This window comes from Arthrobacter gengyunqii, assembly GCF_023022985.1.
GTDB classification, from domain to species: domain Bacteria; phylum Actinomycetota; class Actinomycetes; order Actinomycetales; family Micrococcaceae; genus Arthrobacter_B; species Arthrobacter_B gengyunqii.
The window spans coordinates 1,391,602-1,417,494 of record NZ_CP095461.1; the positions used below are offsets into that span (position 1 = coordinate 1,391,602).

The window sequence follows — 25,893 nt, forward strand, 5'->3', positions numbered from 1 at the left end:
CAGTGCTGCAGACCTCAACGGAAAGAAAGCAAAAATGACGAACTCCTCATACTCCGGCGCTGCCGGCGACGAGACTGGCCAGGACGAATACGTTCCGGCCGGAGAGGACCAGGTAAACGAACGCCTGGCCAACATGGACGATGCCGAGACCGAGCTCCGCGCCGAAACCCTGCGCGCCGGCCTGTCCGACTACGAACTTGATGAAGAAGATGCCGCGCTCCTCGCCGGTGGCTTCGAAGAATACGATGAAGACGCCCCGCTGCGCCAGGATCCCGTCGTCGCCATTGTGGGCCGCCCGAACGTCGGCAAGTCCACGCTGGTAAACCGCATCCTGGGCCGCCGCGAAGCCGTTGTGGAAGACACCCCCGGCGTGACCCGTGACCGCGTGTCCTACCCGGCCACCTGGAACGGCGTGAACTTCACCCTGGTGGACACCGGCGGCTGGGAGCACGACGCCCGCGGCATCCATGCCCGCGTGGCAGGCCAGGCCGAGGTGGCCGTCGACGTCGCCGACGCCGTACTGCTGGTGGTTGATGCAACAGTGGGCATCACCGCCACCGACGAAGCCGTGGTGCGCATGCTCCGCGGCAAGGGCAAGCCCGTCATCGTCGTCGCCAATAAGGTGGATGACATCCAGAATGAAGCCGACGCAGCGCAGCTGTGGGGCCTTGGCTTCGGCGAGCCGTACCCCGTCTCGGCCCTGCACGGCCGCGGCACCGGCGACATGCTGGACGCCATGATGGAGGTCCTGCCGGAGTACTCCGCGTACGGCGGACTGGACAAGTCCGGCGGCCCCCGCCGCATCGCCCTGATCGGCCGCCCGAACGTGGGCAAGTCCTCGCTGCTGAACAAGCTGGCCGGCACCGAGCGCGTGGTTGTTGACGACACCGCCGGCACCACCCGCGACCCGGTCGATGAGCTGATTGAGCTCGGCGGCCGCACCTGGCGCTTTGTGGACACCGCAGGCATCCGCCGCCGCCAGCACATGGCACAGGGTGCGGACTTCTACGCGTCGCTGCGTACCCAGTCCGCGCTGGAAAAGGCCGAGGTCGCCGTCGTGCTCCTGGCAGTGGACGAAGTCCTCAGCGAACAGGATGTGCGCATTCTCCAGCTGGCCATCGAATCCGGCCGCGCGCTGGTGCTGGCCTTCAACAAATGGGACCTGCTCGACGACGAACGCCGCCGCTACCTGCAGATCGAGATCGAGCGCGACCTGGCCCACGTGGAGTGGGCCCCGCACGTGAACATCTCGGCCATGACCGGCTGGCATAAGGACAAGCTCGTTCCGGCCCTGGACAAGGCCCTGGAGAGCTGGGACAAGCGCATTCCCACCGGCAAGTTGAATGCCTTCCTCGGCGAACTGGTGGCAGCGCATCCGCACCCGGTGCGCGGCGGCAAGCAGCCCCGCATCCTCTTCGGCACGCAGGCGTCCTCGCGCCCGCCGAAGTTCGTGCTCTTCACCACCGGATTCCTGGATCCGGGCTACCGCCGCTTCATCACGCGCCGCCTGCGTGAGACCTTCGGTTTCGAGGGAACTCCCATCGAGGTCAACATGCGCGTGCGCGAAAAGCGCGGCAAGAACCGCTAGCATTGGTGCCCCGGATGCCAATGTGGCGTCCGGGGCCTTCCCGATTCGGGAAATCCGCCAAACATGAGGTAGAGTATTCGAGTTGCTTCGGCCGGATTCAAACCGGCCAAACAGCGGGTTGTGGCGCAGCTTGGTAGCGCACCTGACTGGGGGTCAGGGGGTCGCAGGTTCAAATCCTGTCAACCCGACAAATAGCCCGGCGGAACGAAAGTTCTGCCGGGCTTTTGTCGTTTAAAGTGCCGTAAAGCAACCTAGTCATCGTCTCCGAAAAAGCCGCCGTCAAGGATGCGGTTATATCGCAGACGGAGTGCGCGCTCCGTGCTCGCTGCGATCGTTGCCAGGACAAGCCCGATGTTCGCTGTAGCCGGAAGGGTGAAGGGGCTGTAAAACGTGCCCACGTTCTCCGCGATGGGTGGGAACAGCGTGATCTGTTCGACGGCCTGGGGCACGCCCAGCACGAGGGCAAGCAAGAGGACGATCAGCGACGCGGTGCCCAAGCCACGGCTCAGCGCCGGGTTGGTTTGCTGCAGGCGGGCACGCCGGCCTTCGGCTGAGGCGGGATCGGGTACCAGTTGCTGCTCCGAGCCGTCGGACCTCACGTAGTGGGAGCGTTTGAGCCCGTAACCGCTGACCTCAACCTCGATGGTGCCGCCGGGCACCGGGAACGCGGCAGGGAGCGAAGACTGGGCTCGATTGACGCCGTTGCGGTAGAGCCGTACATACGCCTCTCCATCCTCGTCACCCCCATGCCGGACATCGACGGACCAGGTCTCCAGCTCCCCGTCTTCGCCGGAGAGGTGCAGGTGCAGCAGGGAACGGGTGAACAGCTGCCACCAGCGGAAGGGTGGAAGCGTATGGCCGTCGCCGGGCTTCACCGTCTTATAGGGTGCCATTTTGTTCCTCTCGGAGTTCACCGCCCGGACCTCTGCGGTCCGGGCGGCCGCTGTGGATCAGACCCCGACGACGTAAGTGAGGGCTGCCCAGATCGACACGGTGGCGACGGTGGTCCAGAGGACGATCGCCACCGCTTGCCAGAGCAGCACCCAGCCTCTAGCGGTTCCGCTGGCGATGAGGATCGCGGCGGTGAACTGCGTCGGGATCGCCAGGGGTCCAAGGATGCTCGCGCCGGGGACGCCGAAGCGGACGAGCCACTTCATGAAGCGCTGCCGGCCCTTGGACACGGGCTTGGCCGGTGGAGTCTCTTCCAACATGGGACTCCCGCCATAACCGCCAGGCCCCGGGACCAGAGCGGCGCTCCGGGCCGCTGCCCGTCCCCGGTTGTGCTTTACGACGGCGGTGCGGGTCCGGGAGGCGAAGAGCACCACGAGGAGCACGCTCAGGAAATTACCTGCGGCGGCGGCGCTGCCGGCGACGATGGGGTTCAGGCCGCCGATGACGCCGATCAGGGAGGCTACTTCGCCCTCGATGAACGGAACTGCCCCGGCGAGCATGACGATGAAGGGCCGAAGGAACTCGGGCACTTGGGCCGCCAACTCCTGGAAGTTGATGACCAGTTCCTGGATGGGATTCATGGGAGGGACCTCTTTCTTGTGCGGGTCGTGGATTCGAGCGGTTTCCAAGAACTGCCCCCCATCGAAACCGTGTCTTCAGACTCGCAGCCGCAGCGGTGCCTTCGCGTCGGTAGGGGTCCCTGAATTCCTGCCGCTTCATGCCTACCGGCACGGGTCTGCCGACTTCGTTTGCGTCGGTGATCATTGCCTAATAGCATGCCCACATGCTCTGAAGGGAGCGGCACTGGTGGAGTTCCTGGGTCGGCGCGCCGAGCGCGCAACAGTCGATAACCTCCTCACCCGGGCACGGGCCGGGCTAAGTGGGGCAATCGTGGTGCGCGGGGAAGCGGGTATCGGCAAGACGGTGCTGCTCGAGCACGCCCGCGGCGCGGCGGAATCCTCGGGGTTCCGGGTGGTGTCCTCGGTTGGTGTGGAGTCTGAGACGCAGTTCGCTTTTGCCGGCCTGCATCAGTTGTGTGCTCCTCTGCTCGACCGCGTCGGTGCCCTGCCCGAACCGCAGCGCGCCGCTCTGGGTGTGGCCTTCGGGCAGCAAGGCGGTGCGGTTCCGGACCGGTTCCTGGTGGGGCTGGCGACCCTCACCCTGCTGGCCGAGGTCGCCGAGGAAGGGCCCCTGCTGTGCCTCGTCGACGATGCACAGTGGCTGGACGAGGCATCCGCACAGGTCCTCACGTTCGTGGCGCGACGGGTAGCGGCCGAACGGATGGCGCTGGTGTTCGCGCTGCGGGACCCCACCGACCGCGACATGGGCATGTTCGAAGGTATACCTGTCGTATGCCTGGGCGGACTCGACGAGAACGACGCGCGGGCGTTGCTGGCAGCGGCCGCGCACACACCCCTGGACAACGGGATGCGGGACCGGGTCATCGCCGAGGCGTGTGGGAACCCCCTCGCACTCCTGGAGCTGGCCCGAAGCGCGCCGGCGGCATGGCTGGCTGGCGGGTTTGAGCTGCCCGAGCTGCCGGGCACCACGCACCGGATCGAGGACACCTTTCGGCGCCGCTCAGGCAGCCTGCCGGTGCCGACCCAAACGTTGCTGCTGGTTGCTGCGCTCGATTCGACCGGCGAGGTGGCCCTGCTGTGGCGTGCGGCCGCGCATCTGGGGATCGCATACGAGTCCGCGGCGCCCGCGGAAGCCGCCGGACTTCTGGAGATCGATACCCGGGTGCGGTTTCGTCATCCGCTGGTGCGTTCGGCCGTGCTGCGGGCCGCCGCCCCTCTGGAGCGTCGCCGTGCGCATGACGCGCTGGCAGCCGTTACGGATTCAAGGGTCGACCCTGAGCGACGTGCCTGGCACCGCGCGCAGGCTGTGCTTGGCACGGATGAGGATGCCGCCGTGGAGCTGGTGCGCTCGGCCGACCGGGCGCGGTCCCGTGGCGGGCTGGCCGCTTCAGCGTCGTTTATGGAGCAGGCGGCCAAGCTGACCCCCGATCCCGCCGTCCGAGCGGGCCGGGCACTGGAAGCCGCGCATACCAAGCAGGAGGCCGGTGCGTCCGAGGATGCCTTGGACCTGCTGAGGGTCGCTGCGGCCGGTCCGCTCGATGCCCTGCAGCAGGCACGCCTCGAACTGCTGCGAGCCCGGATCGCGTTTCATCTCGTGAGGGACCGCGCCGGGGCTGGAATGTTGCTGGACGCCGCCAGGAGCCTCGCCCCGCTGGATCCGGCGCTGTCCCGCGAGACATACCTGCACGCGCTCGAAGCGGCAATCGTCACCGGCAACTTTGGCCGCGGCCGCACCATACCGGAGGTTACCGAGGCCGCCCGGACGGCGCCGGCCGCGACCTGGCCGCAAAGGCCGGTGGACCTGTTGCTTGATGGGCTGGTGGCGACGTTCACGCAGGGTTACGCAGCCGGCGTGCCGGGACGGCGGAGGGCGGTGGAGGCTTTTGTCAACGAGCCGGACGCCGACGCGGTGGACGGCGCCAACGGCTGCCGGTGGGGGTGGCTCGCCAGCCGGACTGCAATGTCGGTGTTCGACGACGAGTCACTCCACTCGCTGTCCATCCGTAATGTCCGGTTGACCCGCGAGGCCGGCGCACTGGCCACCCTCCCGGCCGCGCTTCTCGGCCAGTCCATCATGCTGGTGCTCTCCGGCGAGTTCGTCCGGGCCGCCGAGCAGAACGCATTCGCGGCAGCGACCGGGGCTGTGCCGTTGCTCCACGCGCAGCTCGCCGTCTCCGCCTGGCGCGGCCGTCCAACCGAGACTGCCGAGGTCCACGCGGCCATTGTCCGGAAGGCAGCCGGCCCGGCGCACGGCACCGAGGAATCGTTGACGCAGTACGCCATGGCGGTGCTGCACAACGGTCTCGGTGAGTACCCTGCGGCTTATACCGCGGCCAAACGGGCCTTCGACTCCGAAGCGTGGAGGTTCAACAACATGGCCCACTCCGAATTCATCGAAGCGGCGTGCCGTTCCGGCCGGCAGGAGAGCGCGGCCGAAGCGCTGGAGCAGCTCACCTCACGGGCCCTCGCCAGCGGCACCCCGTGGGGGCTTGGTCTGGCGGCGCGTGCACAGGCTCTGAGCAGTACCGGGCCGGCAGCGGAGGAGCACTACCGCGAGGCGATCGAGCAGCTTGGCCGCTCCCGGATGGCCACCCATCTCGCCCGCTCGCACCTCGTCTACGGGGAGTGGCTGCGCCGCGAGGGTCGTCGCCAGGACGCCCGTGAACAGCTCCGCACCGCGCACGGGATGCTATTGGACATGGGTGCGGAGGCGTTCGCCGCCCGCGCTGCACGGGAACTGCGGGCCACCGGCGAGCACCCGCGAAAGCGGACCGCTCAGCCAACCGACGCCCTTACAGCCCATGAGCTGCACATCGCCCGTCTGGTGGCCACCGGCGCCACCTCAAGGGAAGTCGGCACACAGTTGTTCCTGAGCCCCCGCACGATCGAGGCCCATCTGCGCAGCATCTTCCGCAAGCTGGACATCAATTCCCGCCGGCAGCTCCGGGAGCTGTCCCTTCCCAGATGACTGGAGAGCTATGCCAGGCAAAGCACGTCTCGCGGCGGCCGTGGCAGTTGTGGGCTTGGTGACGACCGGCTGCACTGCCCCGCCCGCTGACGACGGGGCAGAGGTCGGGACCGCAGCGGCGGAGATTATTGCCGCCGGACTCGATGCCCCGTGGTCCATTGCCTTCCACGAAGGGACCCCGCTGGTCAGCGAACGCGATTCGGCCCGGATCCTGGAGCTCGACGACAACGGCAGCAGCCGTGAAGCAGGCATCATCGAAGGCGCGGGTGCCGGGGGTGGGAATGGGGGAGAGGGGGGACTCCTGGGCATCGCTGTTAAGGACGGGTATTTGTACTCGTATTTCACCGCCGGCGGGGAGAACCGGATTGAGCGGCGGGAACTGTCGGGTGCCGCGGGGTCGCTGAACCTCGGCTTGCCGGAGACCATCCTGAATGGCATCGGGGCAGGTCCCATTCACAACGGAGGGCGACTTGCCTTCGGCCCCGACGGGATGTTGTACGCCACCACCGGCGACGCCGGTAACCGGGACAGTGCCCAGGACACGGGTTCGCTGTCCGGAAAGATTCTGCGGATGCTGCCCGACGGCGGCGTGCCGGAGGACAATCCGTTCCCCGGGTCGCTGGTTTACAGCTACGGTCACCGTAATCCTCAGGGAATTGCCTGGGACACCGAGGGCGTCCTCTACGCCAGCGAGTTCGGGCAGAACACCTGGGATGAACTCAACGTGATCCAGCCCGGTGGAAACTATGGTTGGCCGGAGGTTGAAGGCACCGCCGGAGCGGAGGGTTTCATTGACCCGGTTCAGCAGTGGGCACCGGCCGATGCCAGCCCAAGTGGGATCACCGTCGTCGGAGACTCCATCTACGTCGCCAACCTGCGCGGAGAGCGGCTTCGAGAGGTTCCGCTCGCTGACTCGGACGCCTCCACCGAATATCTGACCGGCGAGTACGGGCGGCTGCGCGACGTTGTTGGAACACCCGCCGGTGACGTGTGGGTTCTGACGAACAACACCGATGGCCGTGGAAGTCCGGAACCCGGCGATGACAGGATCCTGAGGTTCCGCGTCAAGGGCTGATCAGGCGGAACGGCATCATGTGGCCGGTGAGGTCTCGGGCAACGCGGGCAGGGAACGAAGTCCGGGTAGCCTTTTCCCCGACCCGGAGGGTTACGCATCATGACCCGGTAACCGAAGAAACCTGTCGAGGTGGCAGGGGAGCGCCGGAGAGGGAGTCCTGCAGACGGTTTCAGCGGGTGTGAACCGCCGTTTTGCAACTCGGAGCTTCCCAGGACGCCAAGTCGTCGGGTGCTTCTGACCGCCCCGAAACACCTCAGTGCCACGATGGCCCTTCAACAGGTAGGCTAGGACAGCCGGTACGGCACGATTTGTCAGCAGGAACTTTGCGGCCAGCCAGAAACACGAGTGGTTGGCCGCATCTTTTGGGGAGGATGAAGGAAATGGCGCGCGAAGACAACAACGCCGGACAGGGCGGAGATCGGCGTGAATTGGGCGCCGAGGACACCACAACAATCAGTCTGCCGCCTCAAAGCGATACGACGGTTGAGCCGAAGCTCAGCACGGATGAGCGGGCGGCAGTCGCGGCACTGCCGGCCGGATCTGCGCTGCTGATCGCGCATTCAGGTCCCAACAGCGGTGCCAGGTTCCTTCTGGACCAGGATGTAACAACCGCGGGACGCCATCCCAACGCGGACGTTTTCCTTGATGACGTGACGGTGTCCCGCAAGCATGTCGAGTTCCGCCGGTCTCCTGAAGGATTCCGCGTCGTGGACTCTATGAGCCTGAACGGAACCTACGTAAACAACGACCGAGTGGACTCCCTGCTGCTGCGAACGGGCAACGAAGTCCAGATCGGCAAGTTCCGGCTCACTTTTTACGCTGCGCGTCCCACGGTCGCCAAGTCATAGAGAACACCGGCACAGGAGTCCGGCCGGACGCCACGGGAATACTGAGGGAATAGGTACCAGGTATGTCAGCATCACAGCCCATCAGGCAGGCCCTTGGCACGGGGAACGAGCGCCTGCGCGGCCGTGTGCTCAACATCGGGGAAGTCCTGGGAGAGCTCAGTACCGACTTCCCCGGAATCAGCGCGTCCAAGATCCGATTCCTGGAGGAAAAAGGACTGGTCACACCGCAGCGGACCGCAGCCGGCTACCGAAAATACACCACGGCCGACGTCGAGCGGCTGCGGTTTGTCCTGGCGCTGCAGCGCGACCAGTATCTCCCACTGAAAGTCATCAAGGACTATCTGGACGCCATTGACCGCGGCGAGCGTCCCGAATCCCTTCCCGGCGGCATGTCGCTGACGCCGCGTGCGGTGTCCGAACAGCTGGCGGGGGAGCTCTCCGCCCGCACGCTCGCCCGCGGACTGACCTTCAACGAGCTCGTGCGGGAATCCGGCGCATCGGCTGAGCTGGTGAAGAACCTCGCGAACTACGGCCTCATCGCGGCGCCCGAAAGCAGTTCGGAACAGGGGATCTATGACGAAAATTCCCTGCGCGTTGCACGGGCCTGCGCCAAACTGCGGGCCCACGGCATTGAGCCCCGGCACCTGCGTCCGTTCCGGGCCGCGGCAGACCGCGAGCTGGGATTGGTCGAAAGCGTGGTGGCGCCGCTGGCCTCCCGGCGCGACGTTGCCTCCAAGGCCCGTGCAGCGGAGACCGCCCGGGAAATCAGTGATCTCTGCCTTAACCTGCACAGTGCCCTCGTGAACGGGCACATCGCACGAATGGAAAGCTGACGAGCATGCGCGAAGTCGAAGTTGTGGGCGTCCGGATCGAACTGCCGTCCAACCAGCCCCTCGTGCTGCTCAAGGAAATCAACGGAGAGCGCCATCTGCCGATCTGGATCGGAGCTCCGGAAGCCAGCGCCATAGCTTTCGTTCAGCAGGGAATCGTTCCCCCGCGCCCCATGACCCATGACCTTTTGGCCTCGGTGGTGGTTGCGCTGGGCCGCAGCGTCAGCGAGGTCCGGCTCGTCTCCGTCGAGGACACCGTCTTCTACGCCGAGCTGGTTTTTGACAATGGCGTCACCGTCAGTTCCCGGGCCTCCGACGCGATAGCGGTGGCACTGCGGGCTCCCTGCCCCATCTTCTGCGCGGACGCGGTGCTTGACGAAGCGGGGGTGCGAATTGCCGAGGCAACAGACGAGGACCCCGCTGAGGAGGACCAGGAGAATGCCGAGCAGGAGCTTCGACAATTCCGTGAGTTCCTGGCCGATGTTGAACCCGAAGACTTCGAGCGCTGAGCCGACACGCCTTGAGAAAAAGCGCGTGCATCTTTGACCTTGGCCGTGGTCAGATCTAACGTCGAAGCATAGAGTTCCCACAGCACGGATCTCCGCTCTCTCTTTCCCGGGTTTTTTCCATGGTCTGTTCAAGATCGATTCACATGGATCCTTCCCCCGAGAGGTTCGGCGGGGCACACTGAAGATAGTCGCTCCCGACGTCTCCGCGTCCCGTGCGTACCCCCCCCCGGGAACCGCTACAAGGAGGCACAAGTGAGTCCGAAAGGCGAAGCCGGCGAGCATAACCACGCCGTTGCGCCGGGCAAGGTTCCCGGAGCCCAGGGCTTGCTGTTCACTGAGGATTTGCCCGTTCTCGATGAGGACGCCGGCTACCGCGGTCCGACAGCCTGCAAGGCGGCCGGGATCACCTACCGTCAGCTCGATTACTGGGCCCGCACCGGCCTCGTGGAACCTGCCGTTCGGGGAGCCTCGGGATCCGGAACGCAGAGGCTTTACGGGTTCCGCGACATCCTTGTCCTCAAGGTCGTCAAACGGCTCCTTGACACCGGAGTGTCCCTCCAGCAGATCCGCACCGCCGTTGAACACCTGCGTGAACGCGGTGTTGAAGACCTGGCCCAGATTACGCTCATGAGCGACGGCGCCAGCGTCTACGAATGCACCTCCGCTGATGAGGTCATCGACCTCGTGCAGGGCGGACAGGGTGTCTTTGGCATCGCCGTCGGACGCGTCTGGCGCGAAGTTGAAGGAAGCCTTGCGCAGCTGCCCAGCGAGCACGTGAGGGAGCACGAGTTTCCCGGCGATGAACTGAGCCAGCGGCGGATTGCCCGCAAGATCAGCTAGGCAAGATTGGCTGGGCAAGATCAGCGGGAAAGGACCGCGCCGGCGTTTGACGGCCACGCCCGCGCACCCCGATAGGAGCGCCCCTTGGTGTCTGCCGTCGGCCCAGCAACGCTTGCCTTTGCGGAAACAGTGCGGGGCTAACCCCTGAACTGTGTTTAGCTCGCTCGGCGAATGACGCGGTTGCGGACGCTGCCGGTTTCCATGAGGTTTTTCAGCAGGGCATCGAACGTGCCTGCGGCCTGCTTGGCCGACTCCCCGGGCCAGTGGTGCACAGAGTGCGCGGCTCCCTGGATCTGCTGCCAGTTGGCCTGTTCGGCAATGGTGGGGCTCAGCAACAGGTCGCCAAACATCTGCTTCATCTCGGCCAGCCGGAAGGTGTGCTCATTGGAGCCAGAGCGCACGCGGTTCGCGATGATCGAGGCCGGGGCGAGGTTGGGAGCGAACTCCGTGCGGAACAGTTCGAGGGCACGCATTGTCCGCTCGGTGCCTGCCACGGAGAAGAGTCCGGGTTCCGCCACCAGCAGGACACGGTTGCTGGCCGTCCATGCCATGCGCGTGAGGCCGTTCAATGACGGCGGGCAGTCGATGAGGACCAGCCCGTAGCCGCTGACGCGGGAAAGAAGGGTGGAGAGGCGCTTGAGGTCCCTCCGGCCCAGGTCCGGACGGTCGTAGATGCCTGAAAATGCAGAGCCCATGGCGACATCAAGAACGGGCTGGTGTTTGGGATCCTGGTTTTTGGCCCGACGGTCATTGGCAACCCAGCCGCTGGGAACAACATTGTCGCCCAGCTGTGCACGCCGTGAATTCTTGAGCATTTCGCCGATGCCGGGTTTGTCACCTGCGGTGACACCCAAGCCGGTGGTAGCGTCCGCGTGCGGATCAAGGTCCACGACGAGGGTGGGAATTCCTGCTGCCAGTGCAGCCGACGCCAGTCCGAGCGTCACGGAAGTCTTGCCCACGCCGCCCTTCAGACTGCTGATGCTCACTACTTGCACTTGTTGAACCAAAACCTAACGTGTCTAGGGATCACGAGCGGGGGCCCTTGTGAGGCTGCTGTTTCATTCTATGTGACGCCCGGCGGTAACTCCTGCAGGGTCGGTTTTGCAGGGTGGCGGGAGATAGGCAGAATAATCTGGGTGATCCAGCACACTTTTCCAGCGGTTGCTGTGAAATAGTCTGGATTAGAATCCGAAAGAGTGCAGCGGCCCCGGTGCTGCCCTCACCCGCAACGATGCAGGAGCGCAATGTTCTCGAAGATACTGGTAGCCAACCGCGGAGAAATCGCGATCCGAGCCTTCAGGGCGGCTTACGAGCTGGGCGCAAAGACCGTAGCAGTGTTCCCGCAGGAAGACCGCAACTCGATCCACCGCCAGAAGGCAGACGAGGCCTACCTCATTGGTGAGGAAGGGCACCCTGTCCGGGCTTACCTCAACGTGGACGAGATCATCCGCGTGGCCAAGGAGTCCGGCTGTGACGCGATCTACCCGGGTTACGGGTTCCTTTCAGAGAACCCCCAGCTGGCACGCGCCGCCAAGGAAGCGGGCATCACCTTTGTGGGGCCCGATGCTGACATCCTCGAGCTGGCCGGCCACAAGGTTCATGCCCTGAATGCCGCGCGGGAAGCAGGCATTCCGGTGCTGCGCTCCACTCAGCCCAGCTCGGACCCCGAGAAGCTGCTTGCAGAAGCCGAGGACATCGGCTTCCCCATTTTCGTCAAAGCAGTGGCAGGCGGCGGCGGCCGCGGCATGCGCCGCGTGGACACCGCCAAGGACCTGCCCGAGGCCCTGAGCGCCGCCATGCGCGAAGCCGACACCGCCTTCGGGGATTCCACCGTGTTCCTGGAACAGGCTGTCCTGCGCCCCCGGCACATTGAAGTCCAGATCCTCGCCGACGGCGAAGGCAACGTGATCCATCTCTTTGAGCGGGACTGCTCCCTGCAGCGCCGCCACCAGAAGGTCATTGAAATTGCACCGGCGCCCAACCTGGACGAGAGCATCCGGCAGGCCCTGTACCGGGATGCAGTGAAGTTCGCCAAGGCACTGAAATATGAAAACGCCGGCACGGTCGAGTTCCTCGTGGACACCGTTGGCGAACGCGCCGGGCAGCACGTCTTCATTGAAATGAATCCCCGCATCCAGGTGGAGCACACAGTCACCGAGGAGATCACCGACGTCGACCTGGTGCAGTCTCAGCTGCGGATCGCGGCCGGCGAGACCCTGGAAGACCTGGGTCTGCGCCAGGATGAACTGCGGGTGCGCGGCGCTGCGCTGCAGTGCCGCATCACCACGGAGGATCCGGCGAACGGTTTCCGCCCCGACGTCGGCAAGATCAGCGGTTACCGGTCCGCCGGCGGCGCAGGCGTCCGGCTGGACGGCGGCACGGTTTACGCCGGTGCCGACATCAGTCCGCACTTTGATTCCATGCTGGTGAAGCTGACCTGCCGCGGCCGCACCTACCCGGCCGCTGTCAACCGCGCCCGGCGTGCCCTGGCCGAGTTCCGAATCCGCGGCGTCTCATCCAACATTTCCTTCCTGCAGGCTGTCCTGGATGACCCCGACTTCATTGCCGGAGACGTGGCCACGTCCTTCATCGAGGAACGCCCCGAACTGCTCAGTGCCCGCGGCTCCGCCGACCGCGGCTCACGGCTGCTCAACTGGCTGGCGGACACCACGGTGAACAAGCCGTACGGGGAGCTTCCCGTGCACAGCGACCCGGCGGACAAGCTGCCGGCCGACCTGCCGGAGGTCCGGCCGGGTTCGCGCCAACGGCTTGAGGAGCTTGGTCCGGAGGGTTTTGCGGCAGAGCTGCGTGCCCAGCAGGCCCTGGCGGTCACCGACACCACCTTCCGGGATGCGCACCAGTCGCTGCTCGCGACCCGGGTCCGCACGCGTGACCTGCTGTTGGCCGCGCCCGCAGTGTCCGCGCTGACACCCGAACTGCTCTCGGTGGAGGCCTGGGGCGGTGCGACCTACGACGTCGCCCTCCGCTTCCTGGGCGAAGATCCCTGGGAACGGCTCGCATCCCTGCGCAAGGCCCTCCCGAACATCTGCATCCAGATGCTCCTGCGCGGCCGCAACACCGTGGGCTACACCCCGTACCCCACCGAGGTGGCAGAAGCGTTCGTTCAGGAAGCTGCCGCAGCCGGCGTGGACATCTTCCGCATCTTCGACGCCTTGAACGACGTCGAACAAATGGAACCCGCCATCCGTGCCGTGCGCGCCACCGGCACGGCAGTCGCTGAAGTGGCCCTGTGCTACACCGCTGACATGCTGGACCCCAACGAGAAGCTGTACACGCTGGACTACTATCTGGACCTGGCCCAGAAGATCGTCGATGCCGGAGCCCACATTCTGGCCATCAAGGACATGGCCGGACTCCTGCGGCCCGCCGCGGCTGCCAAGCTGGTGGCTGCGCTGCGTGAACGCTTCGAGCTGCCCGTGCACCTGCACACCCACGACACCGCAGGCGGTCAGCTCGCCACCCTGCTTGCTGCGGCAAACGCGGGAGTGGACGCGGTTGACGTCGCCTCTGCATCCCTGGCCGGCACCACCAGCCAGCCCTCGGCCTCCTCCCTCGTGGCAGCCATGGCCCACACCGACCGTGACACCGGCCTCGATCTGGACGCCGTCAGCGCCATGGAGCCGTACTGGGAAGCGGTGCGCCGGGTTTATGCTCCGTTTGAATCAGGGCTGGCCGGACCCACCGGCCGGGTCTACCAGCACGAGATTCCCGGCGGACAGCTTTCCAACCTGCGTCAGCAGGCCATCGCCCTTGGGCTGGGGGAGCGGTTCGAGGCCATCGAAGACATGTACACCGCGGCGAACCGCATCCTGGGCCGGCTGGTCAAGGTCACTCCGTCGTCCAAGGTGGTCGGTGACCTGGCGCTCCAGCTGGTCGGCAGCAACGTGTCGCCCGATGACTTCGAAGAGAACCCGCAGAACTATGACATCCCGGACTCGGTGATCGGCTTCCTCAGCGGCGAGCTGGGCAACCCGCCGGGGGGATGGCCGGAACCCTTCCGCACCAAGGCTCTCCAGGGGCGCACCATCAAGGTGCGCGACGCCGAACTGACCGAGGTGGACCTCGAGGGCTTGTCCGGTGACTCGGCCACCCGGCGCGAAACGCTGAACCGGCTGCTCTTCCCCGGCCCGGCCAAGGAATTCGCCACCGTCCGCGAAACCTACGGTGATGTCTCGGTGCTGGACACCCGCGATTACCTGTACGGACTGCAGCAGGGCGTTGAGCACGTAGTTGAGCTCGAAAAGGGCGTGCGCTTGATTGCCACCCTGGAAGCCGTGTCCGACCCGGATGAAAAGGGCATGCGGTCCGTCATGACCACGCTCAACGGGCAGATGCGCCCCGTGCTGGTCCGTGACCGCAGCGTGAAGTCCGAAGCCAAGGTTGCCGAGCAGGCCGACTCCGGTAATCCCGGACACGTGGCAGCTCCGTTTGCCGGTGCCGTCACCGTCACGGTAAAGGCAGGCGACGAAGTGGCGGCCGGAGAAACCGTGGCGACCATCGAAGCCATGAAGATGGAGGCTTCCATCACCGCCACCGTGGCGGGTACCGTTTCCCGGCTGGCGATCTCCGCCGTCGAGCAGGTGCAGGGCGGAGACCTGCTTGTGGTGATTGATCCGAAGGACGGCTAACCCCACCCCCCCCCCCGTCCGCGGCTGTCTCAGCCGCGGTGGGCCCCGCGATCCGGCAGCCGGAGCGCGGGGCCCTTTCGCGTCTTAGACTGGGTGCGTGACTCACTTTGATTTGGCCATTATTGGCTCAGGTTCCGGAAACTCTCTGATCACGCCCGACTGGGACGACAAGAAGGTGGCTGTGATCGACGGCGGAACCTTCGGGGGCACCTGCCTGAACGTGGGCTGCATCCCCACCAAGATGTATGTCTATCCGGCGCAGTTGGCAGCAGCCGCGTCCGACGCCGCCCGCCTGGGTGTGGACGTGACCCTGGACAAGGTGCACTGGCGGGACATCCGCGACCGCATCTTCACCCGCATCGACGCGATCTCCACGGGCGGGCGACGCTACCGGGCGGAGGAGCTGGACAACGTCACCCTGTACGACAGCCATGTCCGTTTCGTCAGCGAGCATGCCTTGGAAACAGAGGACGGACAGCGGATCACCGCGGACCAGATTGTCGTGGCCGCCGGGTCGCGTCCGGTGCTCCCCAACATCCCCGGCATGGATCTTCCCCAGGTGCATACCTCTGACACGGTCATGCGCATTCCAGACCTTCCCGAGCGGATCCTGATCATCGGCGGCGGCTACATTGCCGCCGAGTTCGGGTTTGTCTTTTCCGCCTTCGGAGCCAAGGTCACCATGGCTGCCCGCTCCGGGCCGCTCCTGCGGGCCCTGGACGCCACGGTGTCAGAGCGCTTCACCGAAGCTGTTTCGAAGCAGTGGGACGTACGCCTCGACACCGAGGTTACGTCGCTCATGGAAAACCCCGACGGATCCGTCCGGGCCAGCCTGGAGGGGCCGGACGGGGCAAGCACGCTCGACACCGACCTGGTCCTGGTTGCAACGGGCCGCGTGCCCAATACCGACCGGCTCGGCATTGAAGCCGCCGGCTTTGACCTCCGTCCCGACGGACGGCTGGCCGTGGACGAGTTTCAGCGCCTGCTCAAGGGCGGCAAGCCCGTTGAGGGCGTGTGGGGATTGGGCGATGTCAGCAGCGACTTCCAGCTCAAGCACGTCGCCAACCACGAGGCCCGGACAGTGGCGCACAATCTGGTGCACCCTGAAAACCTCAAAGCCAGCGACCACCGTTTTGTGCCCGCAGCCGTCTTCAGCAGTCCGCAGATCGCCTCCGTGGGCATGACGGAAGAGGAAGCCTGCCGGGACACGGAGGCACGGGGAGTGGAACTGGCGCTGGCCGTGCAGGAATACGGATCCACCGCCTACGGCTGGGCCATGGAAGACACCACGGGATTCGTGAAGCTCCTGGCCGAGAAGGAGAGCGGAAAGCTCCTCGGAGCCCACATCATGGGCCATGAAGCGTCCATGCTGATCCAGCCGCTGATCCAAGCCATGTCCTTCGGGCTGGATGCCGCATCCATGGCGTCCGGCCAGTACTGGATCCATCCCGCCCTGACAGAAGTCGTGGAGAACGCCCTGCTGTCGCTGAAGACGGGCACAGGCGACTAAAGACCCGGGCCAGGGCAGGAATCAGGAAGCAGACGAAGAAGGCCGGTCCGGATATCCCGGACCGGCCTTCGTCGTCTGTGGAGCGGAGTTAGACTTTCTGGCCGCTGTAGATGTCCTCCACCACGGCGGCGAAGTCCTTCAGGACCTGTCCGCGCTTGATCTTCAGGGACGGTGTCAGGTGTCCGCTGGCTTCGGTGAAGTCCGAGGGAACCACGCGGAAGACCTTGATGGCCTCGGCCTTGGACACCGTCTGGTTGGCGGAGTCCACCAGGGCCTGGATTTCTTGCTGCAGCTGCTCCGTCTGGCCGGCCTCGGCCACCGAGGTGTCGGCCGGCAGCTTGTGCCGATCGAGCCAGCCCGGAAGCGCTTCCTCGTCCAGCGTGATCAGCGCAGAGATGAACGGCCGCTGGTCGCCCACCACAACGCACTGGGACACAATGGCGTCGGCGCGGATGCTGTCTTCCAGCACCGCCGGAATGACGTTCTTGCCGCTTGCGGTAACGATGATTTCCTTCTTGCGGCCGGTGATCTTCAGGTAGCCGTCATTGTCCAGCGAGCCAATGTCCCCGGTGCGGAACCATCCGTCCGTGAAGTTCTCGGCGGTGAGGTCCGGGCGGTTGTAGTAGCCCTTCATGACGCTGACGCCCTTGGCGAGGATCTCGCCGTCGTCGGCAATCTTCACTGCGTTGCCCGGCAGCGGCACGCCCACCGTGCCGATCTTGGTCAGCTTGGGGGTGTTCACGGTGACCGGCGCAGTTGTTTCCGTCAGGCCGTAGCCTTCCAGGACCGTGACACCAATGCCGTGGAAGAAATGGCCCAGGCGGTCGCCCAGCGGCGCGCCCCCCGAGATCGCGTACTTGACCTGGCCGCCCATGGCGGTGCGGATCTTGCCGTAGAGAAGCCGGTCGAAGACGGCATGCTTGACCTTCAGGCTCAGCGGGACCTTGCCGGCCTCCAACGCCTTGGACCATTCAATGGCCGTCTTGGCGCCGGCATGGAAGATTTTGCCCTTGCCGCCGTCTTCCGCCTTCAGCATGGAGGAGTTGTAGACCTTTTCGAAGACACGGGGGACAACCAGCAGGAAGTCCGGCTTGTAGCTTTGCAGGTCCGGCAGGAGGTTCTTGACGTCGGGGGTATGTGCCACGGTGGCCCCGGAGGTAACACACAGCACCGAAATGAAGCGCGCGAACACGTGTGCCAGCGGGAGGAACATGATGGTCCGGGCGCCCTCGCGGCAGACTTCGGGCTGGGCCGCGGCTGCATTCCGTGACAGGTTCACGAAGTTGCCGTGTGTCAGCTCGCAGCCCTTGGGGCGTCCCGTGGTTCCGGACGTGTAAATGATGGTGGCCAGATCGTCCAGGGTGGCTTTCGAGCGCCGGGCTTCCAGTTCTTCATCGGACACGGAGGATCCTGCGGCGCGCAGGTCGTCCAGACCGGACCCGTCGATCTGCCACACATTCGAGACATCCGAGAGGTCTTCCTCCACGGCGGCCTGCCGGACCACGTTCTCATGACGGGCCGATTCAACGACAACGCCCACTGCCCCGGAATCACCCAGGATCCAGGCAACCTGGTTCGGTGAGGAGGTTTCGTAGATCGGCACCGAGACAGCACCGGCAAACCACAGGGCAAAATCCACCAGGGTCCATTCGTACCGGGTACGGGCCATGAGGCCCACCCGGTCACCCACCTTGACTCCGGAGGCGGCAAAGCCCTTGGCCAGCAGCCGGACATCCTTCAGGAACTCCGTGGCGGTGATCGACTTCCACTCGCCGTCGGCACCCCGGACCGAAAACAGTGCAGGGTTGGAAGGCTTGGCTGCCTGTTCCAGCAGCAAGGTGGTGGAATTGGTCTCCAGTGGAGATTCCACCAGAGGGGGAACACTGTATTCACGCACGATAGCTCCTTTGATATCCGGCTGCCCCCGCGGACGATTTACGCAGACATTACCAAACAGCCTATAACGTGGATCACATTAAATACCGGGCGGTAACTTCTCGAACCAATAACGCTTTCGCGGCACGCGTGGCGAAGAATAGAATGGCTTACTGATGCCCCCCGTAACCCCAGCACCCGTACCCCGTTCCTCAGCGATCCCGTGGCAGCGCCGCAACGCTGACCCCTTCCCGACACGCCGCCCCATCCGCCTGCCCAACCGGATGCGCCGCCGGGGTTTGGCCATCGGCATCGACATCGGCGGCACCAAGGTTGCCGCCGGACTGGTCGACGGCGACGGCAGGGTCCTCGCAGAAGCCCGCCGCTCCACGCCCGGACATGATCCGCGCGAAGTGGAATCCGTCATTGTGGACCTGGTGGCCGAACTGTCGGCCAACCATCACGTCTGGTCGGTGGGTATCGGCGCCGCGGGCTGGATGGACCTCGCCGGCAGCACAGTGCTCTTCAGCCCGCATTTGGCGTGGCGCAACGAGCCCCTGCGTGAAAACCTCGAACGGCTGCTGCGGCGTCGCGTGTACCTGGTCAACGACGCCGACGGCGCTGCCTGGGCAGAGTGGCGCTTTGGTTCCGGTCTGGGCCAGAGCCGCCTGGTCTGCATAACCCTGGGCACCGGCATCGGGGGCGCCATGATCATGGATGGCCGCCTGGAGCGTGGACGATTTGGCGTGGCAGGGGAATTTGGCCACCAGATCATCATGCCCGGGGGACAGCGCTGCGAGTGCGGAAACCGCGGCTGCTGGGAACAGTATGCCTCCGGCAATGCGCTCGGCCGGGAAGCACGTGAACTGGCCGGCGCGAACTCTCCCGTGGCTCAGGAACTGCTGCGTGCCGTCGACGGGGACATCAGTGCCATTACCGGTGCGGTGGTCACCAAAATGGCCCTCGACGGCGATCAGGCGTCGGTGGAACTGCTGGACGAGGTGGGCCAGTGGCTCGGCCTCGGCCTGGCGAACCTGGCCGCTGCCCTTGACCCGGGAATGTTCGTAGTGGGCGGCGGGCTGAGCGCAGCAGGAGACCTCCTGCTGGAACCCGCCCGGCGGTCCTTTGCCCGGAACCTGACCGGCCGGGGATTCCGGCCGGCTGCGCGGCTGGAACTGGCTGCCCTGGGACCCGCTGCGGGGATGATCGGGGCAGCGGACCTGTCCCGGATAGCGGCCCGGCGCTGATCCAGGGAACCTCCCCGGCGGTACCTGCGGAAAGCTTGGGCCTTGGTACCTGTATCAGCGGCCGTGATCGTCAGACGGCCGCGCCGTCGTCACTGCGGTGCTGGGGCAGCCGGAAGAGCAGATAACCTGCCGCCGCGATGAAAAGGGCGATCACGCCCAGGATCACCGCCAGCGGTGCACTCCGCCAGAACATTGCGAACAGCAGCAGCATGATGGGTCCGCCCACCGCGCCGATCCAGGCAAGGACCACAAGCGGCTCACCGGTGCTCAACGGCGGAGGCTCGGGGGGAACAAATTCGCCTTCAGACTCGAGTTCTTCCGGCTCGTCGTAGTCCCGGGGGCCGCGGGGCGGGGCGGTCCTAAATGGCTGGTTCTCAAAAATCGCTCGGGTGCGTTCGGCCGCAGAGCGGGGGAACGGACCCCGGGATATGCCGTCGGCGTCGTCTCCGCCCTCCGTTCCCGGTCCATCGTGCGGCGCGTCGTCAATGCCGGTTCGGGAATCCTGCGGTGCATCCCGTCCACCGTGGGTTTCATCGGCCGGCATGTTCTGCAGCCGGGAGACAAGGTCGAGCCAGACCGACTCGTCGGTGGATTCGTTGCGTTCCGGTTCACGGTCTTTCATGCTGCGGCACCTGCGCTGATCCTTTGGATGAACTGGTGGGAACGGTCAAAAATCAAGGGAGCATCATGGTCCATCGTGGCGACATGGTAGCTGTTTTCCAAGGGAACAACCTCGAGATCGCTGCCCAGATGCCGGCGAAGGACTTCCATGCTGGATTCCGGAACCACGGGATCCACGGTCGAACGGAACACGATGACCGGAGCGCTGATCCGCGGCAGCAGCGCCGTCGTGTCCTTGAACAGCCGCATCAGCTGGTGTACCCCGCCGACCGGAGTCCGCAAGTACGCCCCTTCATCCTGGCCCGCGAGCTTGATGTTGTTGCCAATGGCGGGCACTGATCTCAGGACGTATTTGAGCAGCCCGGAGTACCGGGCCCGCGGGTCGTCAATGGTCAGGCCGGGATTTACCACGGCCACCCCGGCCACGGTGCGGTGGGCCGCGAGCCTCAGCGCGAGGGTGCCGCCCATGGAGAGTCCGGCGGCAACCACGCGGTCGGTGCGCCCGGCGAGCTGCTGATAGGCGTCGTCATAGCTCTCATACCAGTGCTCCCATGGGGTGCGGGCGAGGTCCTGCCAGGTGGTTCCGTGCCCGGGAAGCAGGGGGAGGCTCACCGCGTAGCCCTGATCCGCAAGGTGCCTGGCCCAAGCCGCGAGGCTGACGGGGGAGCCGGTGAACCCGTGGCTCAGGAGAACACCTGTGGCGGCGTTTGCTCCGTGCCCGTCGCTGGAATAGGCGGCTGCGCCCGGTGGGGAAGTCATACCTCCATGGTTGCATCCGGGAGCGACTTTTCCACCCCTGGCGGGCCCAAAGTTGCGGCGCGTCCGAGCGCTGAAATTCAACCCGGGCAAGCGGGCGCATAGAGTAGGAGGTGGGAAACCATACCGGGTCCCTCATTTGCTATGTCCGGACGGGAGAGCTGGCTTACGTGTTCTATTGGGTGATGAAGACCATTTTCATCGGGCCGGTGGTCAATCTGCTCTTCAGGCCCTGGGTCAAAGGCATGGACAACGTGCCTGAAACTGGTCCGGCTGTACTGGTGAGCAACCACCTGTCCTTTTCCGATTCGATCTTCCTGCCGCTGGCGGTGCCGCGCCCGGTGAGTTTCCTGGCCAAATCCGAGTACTTCACCGGTAAGGGCCTCAAGGGCAAGCTCACTGCCGCCTTCTTCCGGCTCACCAACCAGCTGCCGATGGACCGCTCCGGGGGTGCCGCGTCGGCGAGTTCCCTGAACGCAGGCGTGGACGTACTGGAAAACGGCGGCCTCCTGGGGATCTATCCCGAGGGAACCCGCAGCCCTGACGGGCGGCTGTACCGCGGTAAGACCGGTGTTGCCAAGCTGGTGCTGAAAACCGGTGTGCCGGTGATTCCCGTAGCCATGATCGGCACCGACAAGGTCCAGCCCATCGGCCGCAAAATCCCCAACATCCGCCGTATCGGCATCATTGTGGGCGAGCCGCTGGATTTCTCCCGTTACGCCGGCATGGAGAATGACCGGTTTATCCAGCGTTCGGTGACGGACGAGATCATGTATGAGCTGATGCGGCTGTCGGGTCAGGAGTATGTTGACGTGTACGCCAGCACCATGAAGGAAAAGCAGGCAGCTGCGCGCAAGGTGTCCAAGGGGTCCGAGGCCCGCAGCGCAGCGGTGCGCCTGCCCGGAACCGACCATGGAACGGCGCTTCCCGGTTCGGCCGGCTCTGACGCTGAAACGGCTGCGCTGCGGCCGGTCCAGCCGGGCGGCCGTACCCGGCCCGACGCCGGCAACCGGAATGATGACGGCACAGAGGCCGGAGGCGCCGCGGACAGCGAGGGTGTCCCTGCTCCGGCCGCCGAGCAGGACGATGCTGCGCCGGAAGCACCCTCCACCCGGCGCTCGGTCCGGAAACCGGGCACAATTACCACGATCGGACGCAGGAAGACTCCGCCGCCTGCAACGGGGCTGGAGCCCGAGGATACGGAACCGCACAGCGCTTAGAGCCACCCCGGTCCGCACTCTCAACGAGGATGCGGCGTGGCTGTGTTGCGGCCAGGCCGCTCCAGGTTACGTCCGCGGGCAGGACGCTTCGGCTCCGGCGGGGGCCAGACAGTACCCTTAAAGCGTGACTTACACTCCAGTTGACAACGCGTTAGATTCTTCCTCCGCCGCACGACAGGGTGCGGCGGACTATCCGGGTCTGGATGACTGGCGGTCCCTGCCGATCGCACAGCAGCCCACCTGGCGGGATCACCCCGGGTATGAGGCTGCCGTCGCCGAGTTGTCCATGGTTCCTCCGCTCGTTTTTGCGGGTGAAGTGGACATTCTCCGGGACCGGCTCGCGCAGGCGGCTCAGGGCAAAGCGTTTTTGCTGCAGGGCGGCGACTGCGCTGAGACCTTCGCCGGAGCTACCGCAGACAAGATCAGTGCGCGGGTGAAGACCATCCTGCAGATGGCGGTTGTCCTGACCTACGGAGCGTCCCTGCCGGTGATCAAAATGGGGCGGATGGCCGGGCAGTTTGCCAAGCCGCGCTCCTCGAACGATGAGACGCGGGCAGGACAGACCCTGCCGGCGTACCGCGGTGACATGGTGAACGGCTATGACTTCACCCCCGAGTCCCGTGAGCACAATCCGGCACGGATGGTCCGCGCCTACCACACGTCCGCTTCCACCCTGAACCTGATCCGTGCCTTCACCCAGGGCGGATTTGCGGATCTGCGGCTGGTGCATCATTGGAACAAGGGATTCACCTCCAACCCTGCACATTCGCGCTATGAGTCGCTGGCCCGGGAGATTGACCGTGCCGTCCGCTTCATGGATGCCTGCGGAGCGGATTTCGAGGCGTTGAAGCGCGTTGAGTTCTTCGCCAGCCACGAAGCGCTCCTCCTGGACTACGAGCGGGCCCTCACCCGGATCGATTCCCGCACCGGGCGGCCGTACGACACGTCGGGGCACTTCCTCTGGATCGGCGAGCGTACGCGCGACCTGGACTCCGCCCACGTGGACTTCCTGTCCAAGGTGCGCAACCCCATTGGCGTGAAGCTCGGCCCGAACACCAAACCCGAAGATGCTCTGGCCCTGATCGACAAGCTTGATCCGGAACGTGAGCCGGGCCGCCTGACCTTCATTACCCGGATGGGTGCGAAGAACATCCGCGAGAAGCTTCCTCCGCTGGTGGAGCGGGTTACTGCTTCCGGGGCGCAGGTTCTGTGGGTAACGGACCCGATGCACGGCAACACTGTCACGTCGCCCAACGGCTACAAGACCCGCAACTTCGACGACGTCATGGACGAGGTCCGTGGCTTCTTCGAGGTGCACAGTTCGCTGGGCACGTTCCCCGGCGGCCTGCACGTGGAAATGACCGGCGACGACGTGGCCGAGTGCCTGGGCGGAGCGGATCCGATTGATCAGGAAGCGTTCCTCGAGGGGTACGAATCAGTGTGCGATCCGCGCCTGAACCATATGCAGTCCCTGGAAATGGCGTTCCTGGTCGCCGGTGCCCTGTCCCGCAAGGATTGACCTGTCCCGCAGGGATTAACAGCTGACGGCTTTCCACGGCTCCGGTAACCTTGCCAGACAAAAAAGTGCACGCCCCGCGGGGCGTGCACTTTTTGCGTTGTAGGCGGTCCTAGACGACCCTCAGCGTGATGACTGATCCCTCCGGTGCCATGGATCCGCCGGCAGGATCCTGGGACTGCACGATGCCCAGCAGGCCGCCCAGCAGTTCGCTGACCTGGACTTGGAAGCCCAAGCCCTCCAGTTGGGCCCGTGCGGTGTCCGGGGACTGACGCACCACGTTGGGGACCTGCACCATGACCGGCCCCTTGGAGAGGGTGATCGTTACCGCGGATCCGCGGTCCACCAGGCCCGAGGCCGGAGCCTGTACCGCTACGGACCCGTCAGGGACGTCACGGCTGTTGACGCGGTCGGGAAGCACCTCCGCGGTGAGCCCGGCGTCTTCCAGGATCTGTACCGCCTCGTCCTCGGTTTTTCCGACTACCGAGGGAACTTCCACCGGAGCAGGTCCGAGGGAAACAACCACATTGACGGCCGTGTCCCTCCGCAGCTGGGTGTCGGGCGCGGGGAACTGGCTAATGACCTTCCCGGCGTCGACGGTTTCGCTGTATTCCTCGGTGACTGCTCCGACGGTGAGTCCGGCGTCCGTTATGTTCTCGGTGGCGTCCTCGGCCGTGCGCTGCACCACGTTGGGGACGTCAAACAGCTCCGGACCCTTGCTGATGAGCAGCCTTACCGGCTGGTAGCGCCGGATCTCCGCCGGTGCGTCCGGATCCGTTCCGACGGCGAGCCCGGCCGCAACAATTTCGTCATGGATCTCGTTGGTCGAGTACTGGAGCCCTTCCCCGCTGAGCAATGCTCCGGCAGCCTCCCGCGACACGTTGGCTACGTCCGGAACAGTGACGACGGCGCCCGGTCCGCGGCCAAAAAACCATCCGGTGAACACGGCTGCGGCAATGAGCAGCACGGCCAGCACCACAAGGAGCGCACCGCGGCGCCGGGGGCGTCCGCGCCGCAGGGAGACCTCGGGCCGATGCGCGTCGCGGCTGCTCTGACGCTCCGATGCCTTGAATTCCCGGCGGGCCTGCCTCCGCTCGGCACGGCTGCCCGGCACGGGAACCTGCGGAGCGCCGTCGTCCCCGGCTTCGTCGCTGTTTTCCGTTCCGTCAGAGCCGCCCGGACCGCCGGGCTGCCGGCGTCCGCCGTCGCCGCGGCTGCCTGCCGGGAACACCGAGGTCTCGTTGTCGCTCCGGCGAATAACCTCGGTGGGATACGCACCTGCGGCTGCGGATGCCGAACCGGCTGTCGAAATAATCTCGGTGGCCCCGTCCGGCGTGCGCGGCAGGGCGGCGGTGGCGTCCGGATCGGAAATAGCGGCTGTTCCGGATCGTGCCTGAAACTGCTGCCGGACTGTTTGGTCCGGCCCGGCAGAGTCCGCACAATGGAAATCCAACTGATCATCGCTGAGGGAGGTGCGGATGTGGCGGAGCTCGCCCAGCAGCGCCCTGCCGTCCACGGGCCGGTTGTCCGGATCCGGGGCCGTGCACCACTGGACCAGCTCATCCAGGTCTTCAGCCAGTCCCGGGCAGGCAACGGAGGGAGCCGGAACGGTGGAATGGACGTGCTGAAAGGCAACCTGGATGGGGGTAGTGCCCGAGAAGGGCTGAATACCGGTCAGCATCTCATAGAGCATGATGCCTGCTGAATAGACGTCGCTGCGTTCATCCGCGCCGGTGCCGGTGACAAGCTCAGGCGCCAGGTAGGCAACAGTTCCCACCAGGGTGCCCGTGTTGGTGCTCGTGGACACCGCCCGGGCAAGGCCGAAGTCAGCGATCTTAATGCTGCCGTTGTCGGCCAGCAGGACGTTTTCGGGTTTCACATCCCGATGGATCAGTCCGGCGTCGTGCGCTGCAGCCAGCCCGTCCACCACGGCGTCGAGCAGGGCCAGGGCCAGTCTGGGGGAGAGGCGGGTCCGCGTTTCCAGCAGCTCGCGCAGCGTCTTGCCGGGCACATACTCCATCACCAGATAGGCAAGGTTCTCCGCAAAGCCCTGGTCCAGGACGCCGACGACGTGGGGATGGGACAGCCGGGCCGCGGACTTTGCCTCGCGCTCAAACCGGTCCAGGAAACCCTGATCGGCGGCCAGATGCGGATACAGCACCTTAAGGGCAACATCGCGGTCCAGTCGCAGGTCAGTGGCCAGATAGACCGTGGACATGCCGCCGCGGGCAATACGGGAAAGCACCCGGTAGCGCTCATCCACTACGGTGCCGACTAAGGGGTCATTCACGGTTTCATGCACTCTTTGA

Annotated in this window: 18 protein-coding genes, 1 tRNA gene and 1 pseudogene; 13 read left to right on the forward strand and 7 right to left on the reverse strand. The window is 65.4% G+C overall.

Annotated features, from left to right (window positions below):
- Window positions 1-34: 34 nt before the first annotated feature.
- On the forward strand, window positions 35-1,588 hold the full coding sequence (gene der, locus MUG94_RS06310) for a ribosome biogenesis GTPase Der (RefSeq protein WP_227889331.1): 1,554 nt from the start codon (window positions 35-37) through the stop codon (window positions 1,586-1,588).
- Between the two features lie 114 nt (window positions 1,589-1,702).
- Window positions 1,703-1,776, forward strand: a tRNA-Pro gene (locus MUG94_RS06315).
- Between the two features lie 63 nt (window positions 1,777-1,839).
- On the opposite strand, the gene MUG94_RS06320 is transcribed toward MUG94_RS06315, so the two are convergent.
- Window positions 1,840-2,481 (reverse strand): hypothetical protein, encoded by a 642-nt coding sequence (locus MUG94_RS06320; RefSeq protein ID WP_227908948.1) that lies wholly within the window; start codon window positions 2,479-2,481, stop codon window positions 1,840-1,842.
- Between the two features lie 57 nt (window positions 2,482-2,538).
- Window positions 2,539-3,120, reverse strand: a complete 582-nt coding sequence (locus MUG94_RS06325; RefSeq protein WP_227908947.1) for a small multidrug efflux protein — start codon at window positions 3,118-3,120, stop codon at window positions 2,539-2,541.
- A 226-nt stretch (window positions 3,121-3,346) separates the two neighbouring features.
- Here MUG94_RS06325 and MUG94_RS06330 point away from each other — a divergent pair, with 226 nt between their 5' ends.
- From MUG94_RS06330 to MUG94_RS06355, 6 genes are all read left to right on the forward strand, one after another.
- Complete coding sequence (locus MUG94_RS06330; RefSeq protein WP_227908946.1) at window positions 3,347-6,088, forward strand: ATP-binding protein; 2,742 nt, start codon at window positions 3,347-3,349, stop codon at window positions 6,086-6,088.
- Between the two features lie 10 nt (window positions 6,089-6,098).
- Complete coding sequence (locus MUG94_RS06335) at window positions 6,099-7,163, forward strand: PQQ-dependent sugar dehydrogenase (protein WP_227908945.1); 1,065 nt, start codon at window positions 6,099-6,101, stop codon at window positions 7,161-7,163.
- A gap of 380 nt (window positions 7,164-7,543) precedes the next feature.
- On the forward strand, window positions 7,544-8,011 hold the full coding sequence (locus MUG94_RS06340) for an FHA domain-containing protein (protein WP_227889336.1): 468 nt from the start codon (window positions 7,544-7,546) through the stop codon (window positions 8,009-8,011).
- A 62-nt stretch (window positions 8,012-8,073) separates the two neighbouring features.
- The gene (gene ftsR / locus MUG94_RS06345; RefSeq protein WP_227908944.1) at window positions 8,074-8,844 is read left to right on the forward strand and encodes a transcriptional regulator FtsR; all 771 of its coding nucleotides are present in this window, start codon (window positions 8,074-8,076) and stop codon (window positions 8,842-8,844) included.
- A 5-nt stretch (window positions 8,845-8,849) separates the two neighbouring features.
- Window positions 8,850-9,350 (forward strand): bifunctional nuclease family protein, encoded by a 501-nt coding sequence (locus MUG94_RS06350; RefSeq protein ID WP_227889338.1) that lies wholly within the window; start codon window positions 8,850-8,852, stop codon window positions 9,348-9,350.
- A gap of 252 nt (window positions 9,351-9,602) precedes the next feature.
- Window positions 9,603-10,190 carry a MerR family transcriptional regulator gene (locus MUG94_RS06355; RefSeq protein ID WP_279324701.1) on the forward strand — a complete coding sequence of 196 codons (588 nt, stop codon included), beginning with the start codon at window positions 9,603-9,605 and terminating at the stop codon, window positions 10,188-10,190.
- 155 nt (window positions 10,191-10,345) lie between these two features.
- On the opposite strand, the gene MUG94_RS06360 is transcribed toward MUG94_RS06355, so the two are convergent.
- Window positions 10,346-11,185, reverse strand: a complete 840-nt coding sequence (locus tag MUG94_RS06360; protein WP_227889339.1) for a ParA family protein — start codon at window positions 11,183-11,185, stop codon at window positions 10,346-10,348.
- 249 nt (window positions 11,186-11,434) lie between these two features.
- On the opposite strand from MUG94_RS06360, the gene MUG94_RS06365 reads away from it, so the two are divergent.
- Together MUG94_RS06365 and MUG94_RS06370 are read left to right on the forward strand one after the other, a co-directional pair.
- On the forward strand, window positions 11,435-14,839 hold the full coding sequence (locus MUG94_RS06365) for a pyruvate carboxylase (RefSeq protein WP_227908943.1): 3,405 nt from the start codon (window positions 11,435-11,437) through the stop codon (window positions 14,837-14,839).
- 97 nt (window positions 14,840-14,936) lie between these two features.
- Window positions 14,937-16,349 (forward strand): mycothione reductase, encoded by a 1,413-nt coding sequence (locus MUG94_RS06370; RefSeq protein WP_227889341.1) that lies wholly within the window; start codon window positions 14,937-14,939, stop codon window positions 16,347-16,349.
- A gap of 88 nt (window positions 16,350-16,437) precedes the next feature.
- Here MUG94_RS06370 and MUG94_RS06375 read toward each other — a convergent pair whose 3' ends face one another.
- Complete coding sequence (locus MUG94_RS06375) at window positions 16,438-18,246, reverse strand: AMP-dependent synthetase/ligase (RefSeq protein ID WP_227908942.1); 1,809 nt, start codon at window positions 18,244-18,246, stop codon at window positions 16,438-16,440.
- A gap of 262 nt (window positions 18,247-18,508) precedes the next feature.
- Between MUG94_RS06375 and MUG94_RS06380 the strand changes: the two genes are divergently transcribed.
- Window positions 18,509-19,471: an ROK family glucokinase gene (locus MUG94_RS06380; RefSeq protein WP_227908971.1), complete on the forward strand. Its 963-nt coding sequence runs from the start codon at window positions 18,509-18,511 to the stop codon at window positions 19,469-19,471.
- Between the two features lie 70 nt (window positions 19,472-19,541).
- Here the strand turns inward: MUG94_RS06380 and MUG94_RS06385 are convergent, their stop codons facing one another.
- Both MUG94_RS06385 and MUG94_RS06390 read right to left on the reverse strand, forming a co-directional pair.
- Entirely contained in the window at window positions 19,542-20,093 is a 552-nt protein-coding gene (locus MUG94_RS06385) for a hypothetical protein (protein ID WP_227908941.1), read from the reverse strand.
- Window positions 20,090-20,851 carry an alpha/beta hydrolase gene (locus MUG94_RS06390; RefSeq protein ID WP_227889344.1) on the reverse strand — a complete coding sequence of 254 codons (762 nt, stop codon included), beginning with the start codon at window positions 20,849-20,851 and terminating at the stop codon, window positions 20,090-20,092. Before MUG94_RS06390 ends, MUG94_RS06385 begins: the two co-directional genes overlap by 4 nt.
- 167 nt (window positions 20,852-21,018) lie before the next feature.
- On the opposite strand from MUG94_RS06390, the pseudogene MUG94_RS17320 reads away from it, so the two are divergent.
- Together MUG94_RS17320 and MUG94_RS06400 are read left to right on the forward strand one after the other, a co-directional pair.
- A pseudogene (locus tag MUG94_RS17320) lies at window positions 21,019-21,693 on the forward strand (lysophospholipid acyltransferase family protein); the annotation flags it as partial.
- Between the two features lie 499 nt (window positions 21,694-22,192).
- A complete protein-coding gene (locus MUG94_RS06400) occupies window positions 22,193-23,587 on the forward strand; it encodes a class II 3-deoxy-7-phosphoheptulonate synthase (RefSeq protein WP_227889345.1) in 1,395 nt (464 codons plus the stop codon).
- A 109-nt stretch (window positions 23,588-23,696) separates the two neighbouring features.
- On the opposite strand, the gene MUG94_RS06405 is transcribed toward MUG94_RS06400, so the two are convergent.
- Window positions 23,697-25,886, reverse strand: a complete 2,190-nt coding sequence (locus MUG94_RS06405) for a Stk1 family PASTA domain-containing Ser/Thr kinase (RefSeq protein WP_227908940.1) — start codon at window positions 25,884-25,886, stop codon at window positions 23,697-23,699.
- Window positions 25,887-25,893: the final 7 nt, after the last annotated feature.

What these genes read in the sequence shown, in the direction of transcription:
- MUG94_RS06385 (WP_227908941.1), bottom strand. Translation starts at nt 20,093, where the DNA reads ATGAAAGACCGTGAACCGGAACGCAACGAATCCACCGACGAGTCGGTC.
- der (WP_227889331.1), top strand. Translation starts at nt 35, where the DNA reads ATGACGAACTCCTCATACTCCGGCGCTGCCGGCGACGAGACTGGCCAG.
- MUG94_RS06350 (WP_227889338.1), top strand. Translation starts at nt 8,850, where the DNA reads ATGCGCGAAGTCGAAGTTGTGGGCGTCCGGATCGAACTGCCGTCCAAC.
- MUG94_RS06325 (WP_227908947.1), bottom strand. Translation starts at nt 3,120, where the DNA reads ATGAATCCCATCCAGGAACTGGTCATCAACTTCCAGGAGTTGGCGGCC.
- MUG94_RS06320 (WP_227908948.1), bottom strand. Translation starts at nt 2,481, where the DNA reads ATGGCACCCTATAAGACGGTGAAGCCCGGCGACGGCCATACGCTTCCA.
- ftsR (WP_227908944.1), top strand. Translation starts at nt 8,074, where the DNA reads ATGTCAGCATCACAGCCCATCAGGCAGGCCCTTGGCACGGGGAACGAG.
- MUG94_RS06365 (WP_227908943.1), top strand. Translation starts at nt 11,435, where the DNA reads ATGTTCTCGAAGATACTGGTAGCCAACCGCGGAGAAATCGCGATCCGA.
- MUG94_RS06335 (WP_227908945.1), top strand. Translation starts at nt 6,099, where the DNA reads ATGCCAGGCAAAGCACGTCTCGCGGCGGCCGTGGCAGTTGTGGGCTTG.
- MUG94_RS06380 (WP_227908971.1), top strand. Translation starts at nt 18,509, where the DNA reads ATGCGCCGCCGGGGTTTGGCCATCGGCATCGACATCGGCGGCACCAAG.
- MUG94_RS06390 (WP_227889344.1), bottom strand. Translation starts at nt 20,851, where the DNA reads ATGACTTCCCCACCGGGCGCAGCCGCCTATTCCAGCGACGGGCACGGA.
- MUG94_RS06340 (WP_227889336.1), top strand. Translation starts at nt 7,544, where the DNA reads ATGGCGCGCGAAGACAACAACGCCGGACAGGGCGGAGATCGGCGTGAA.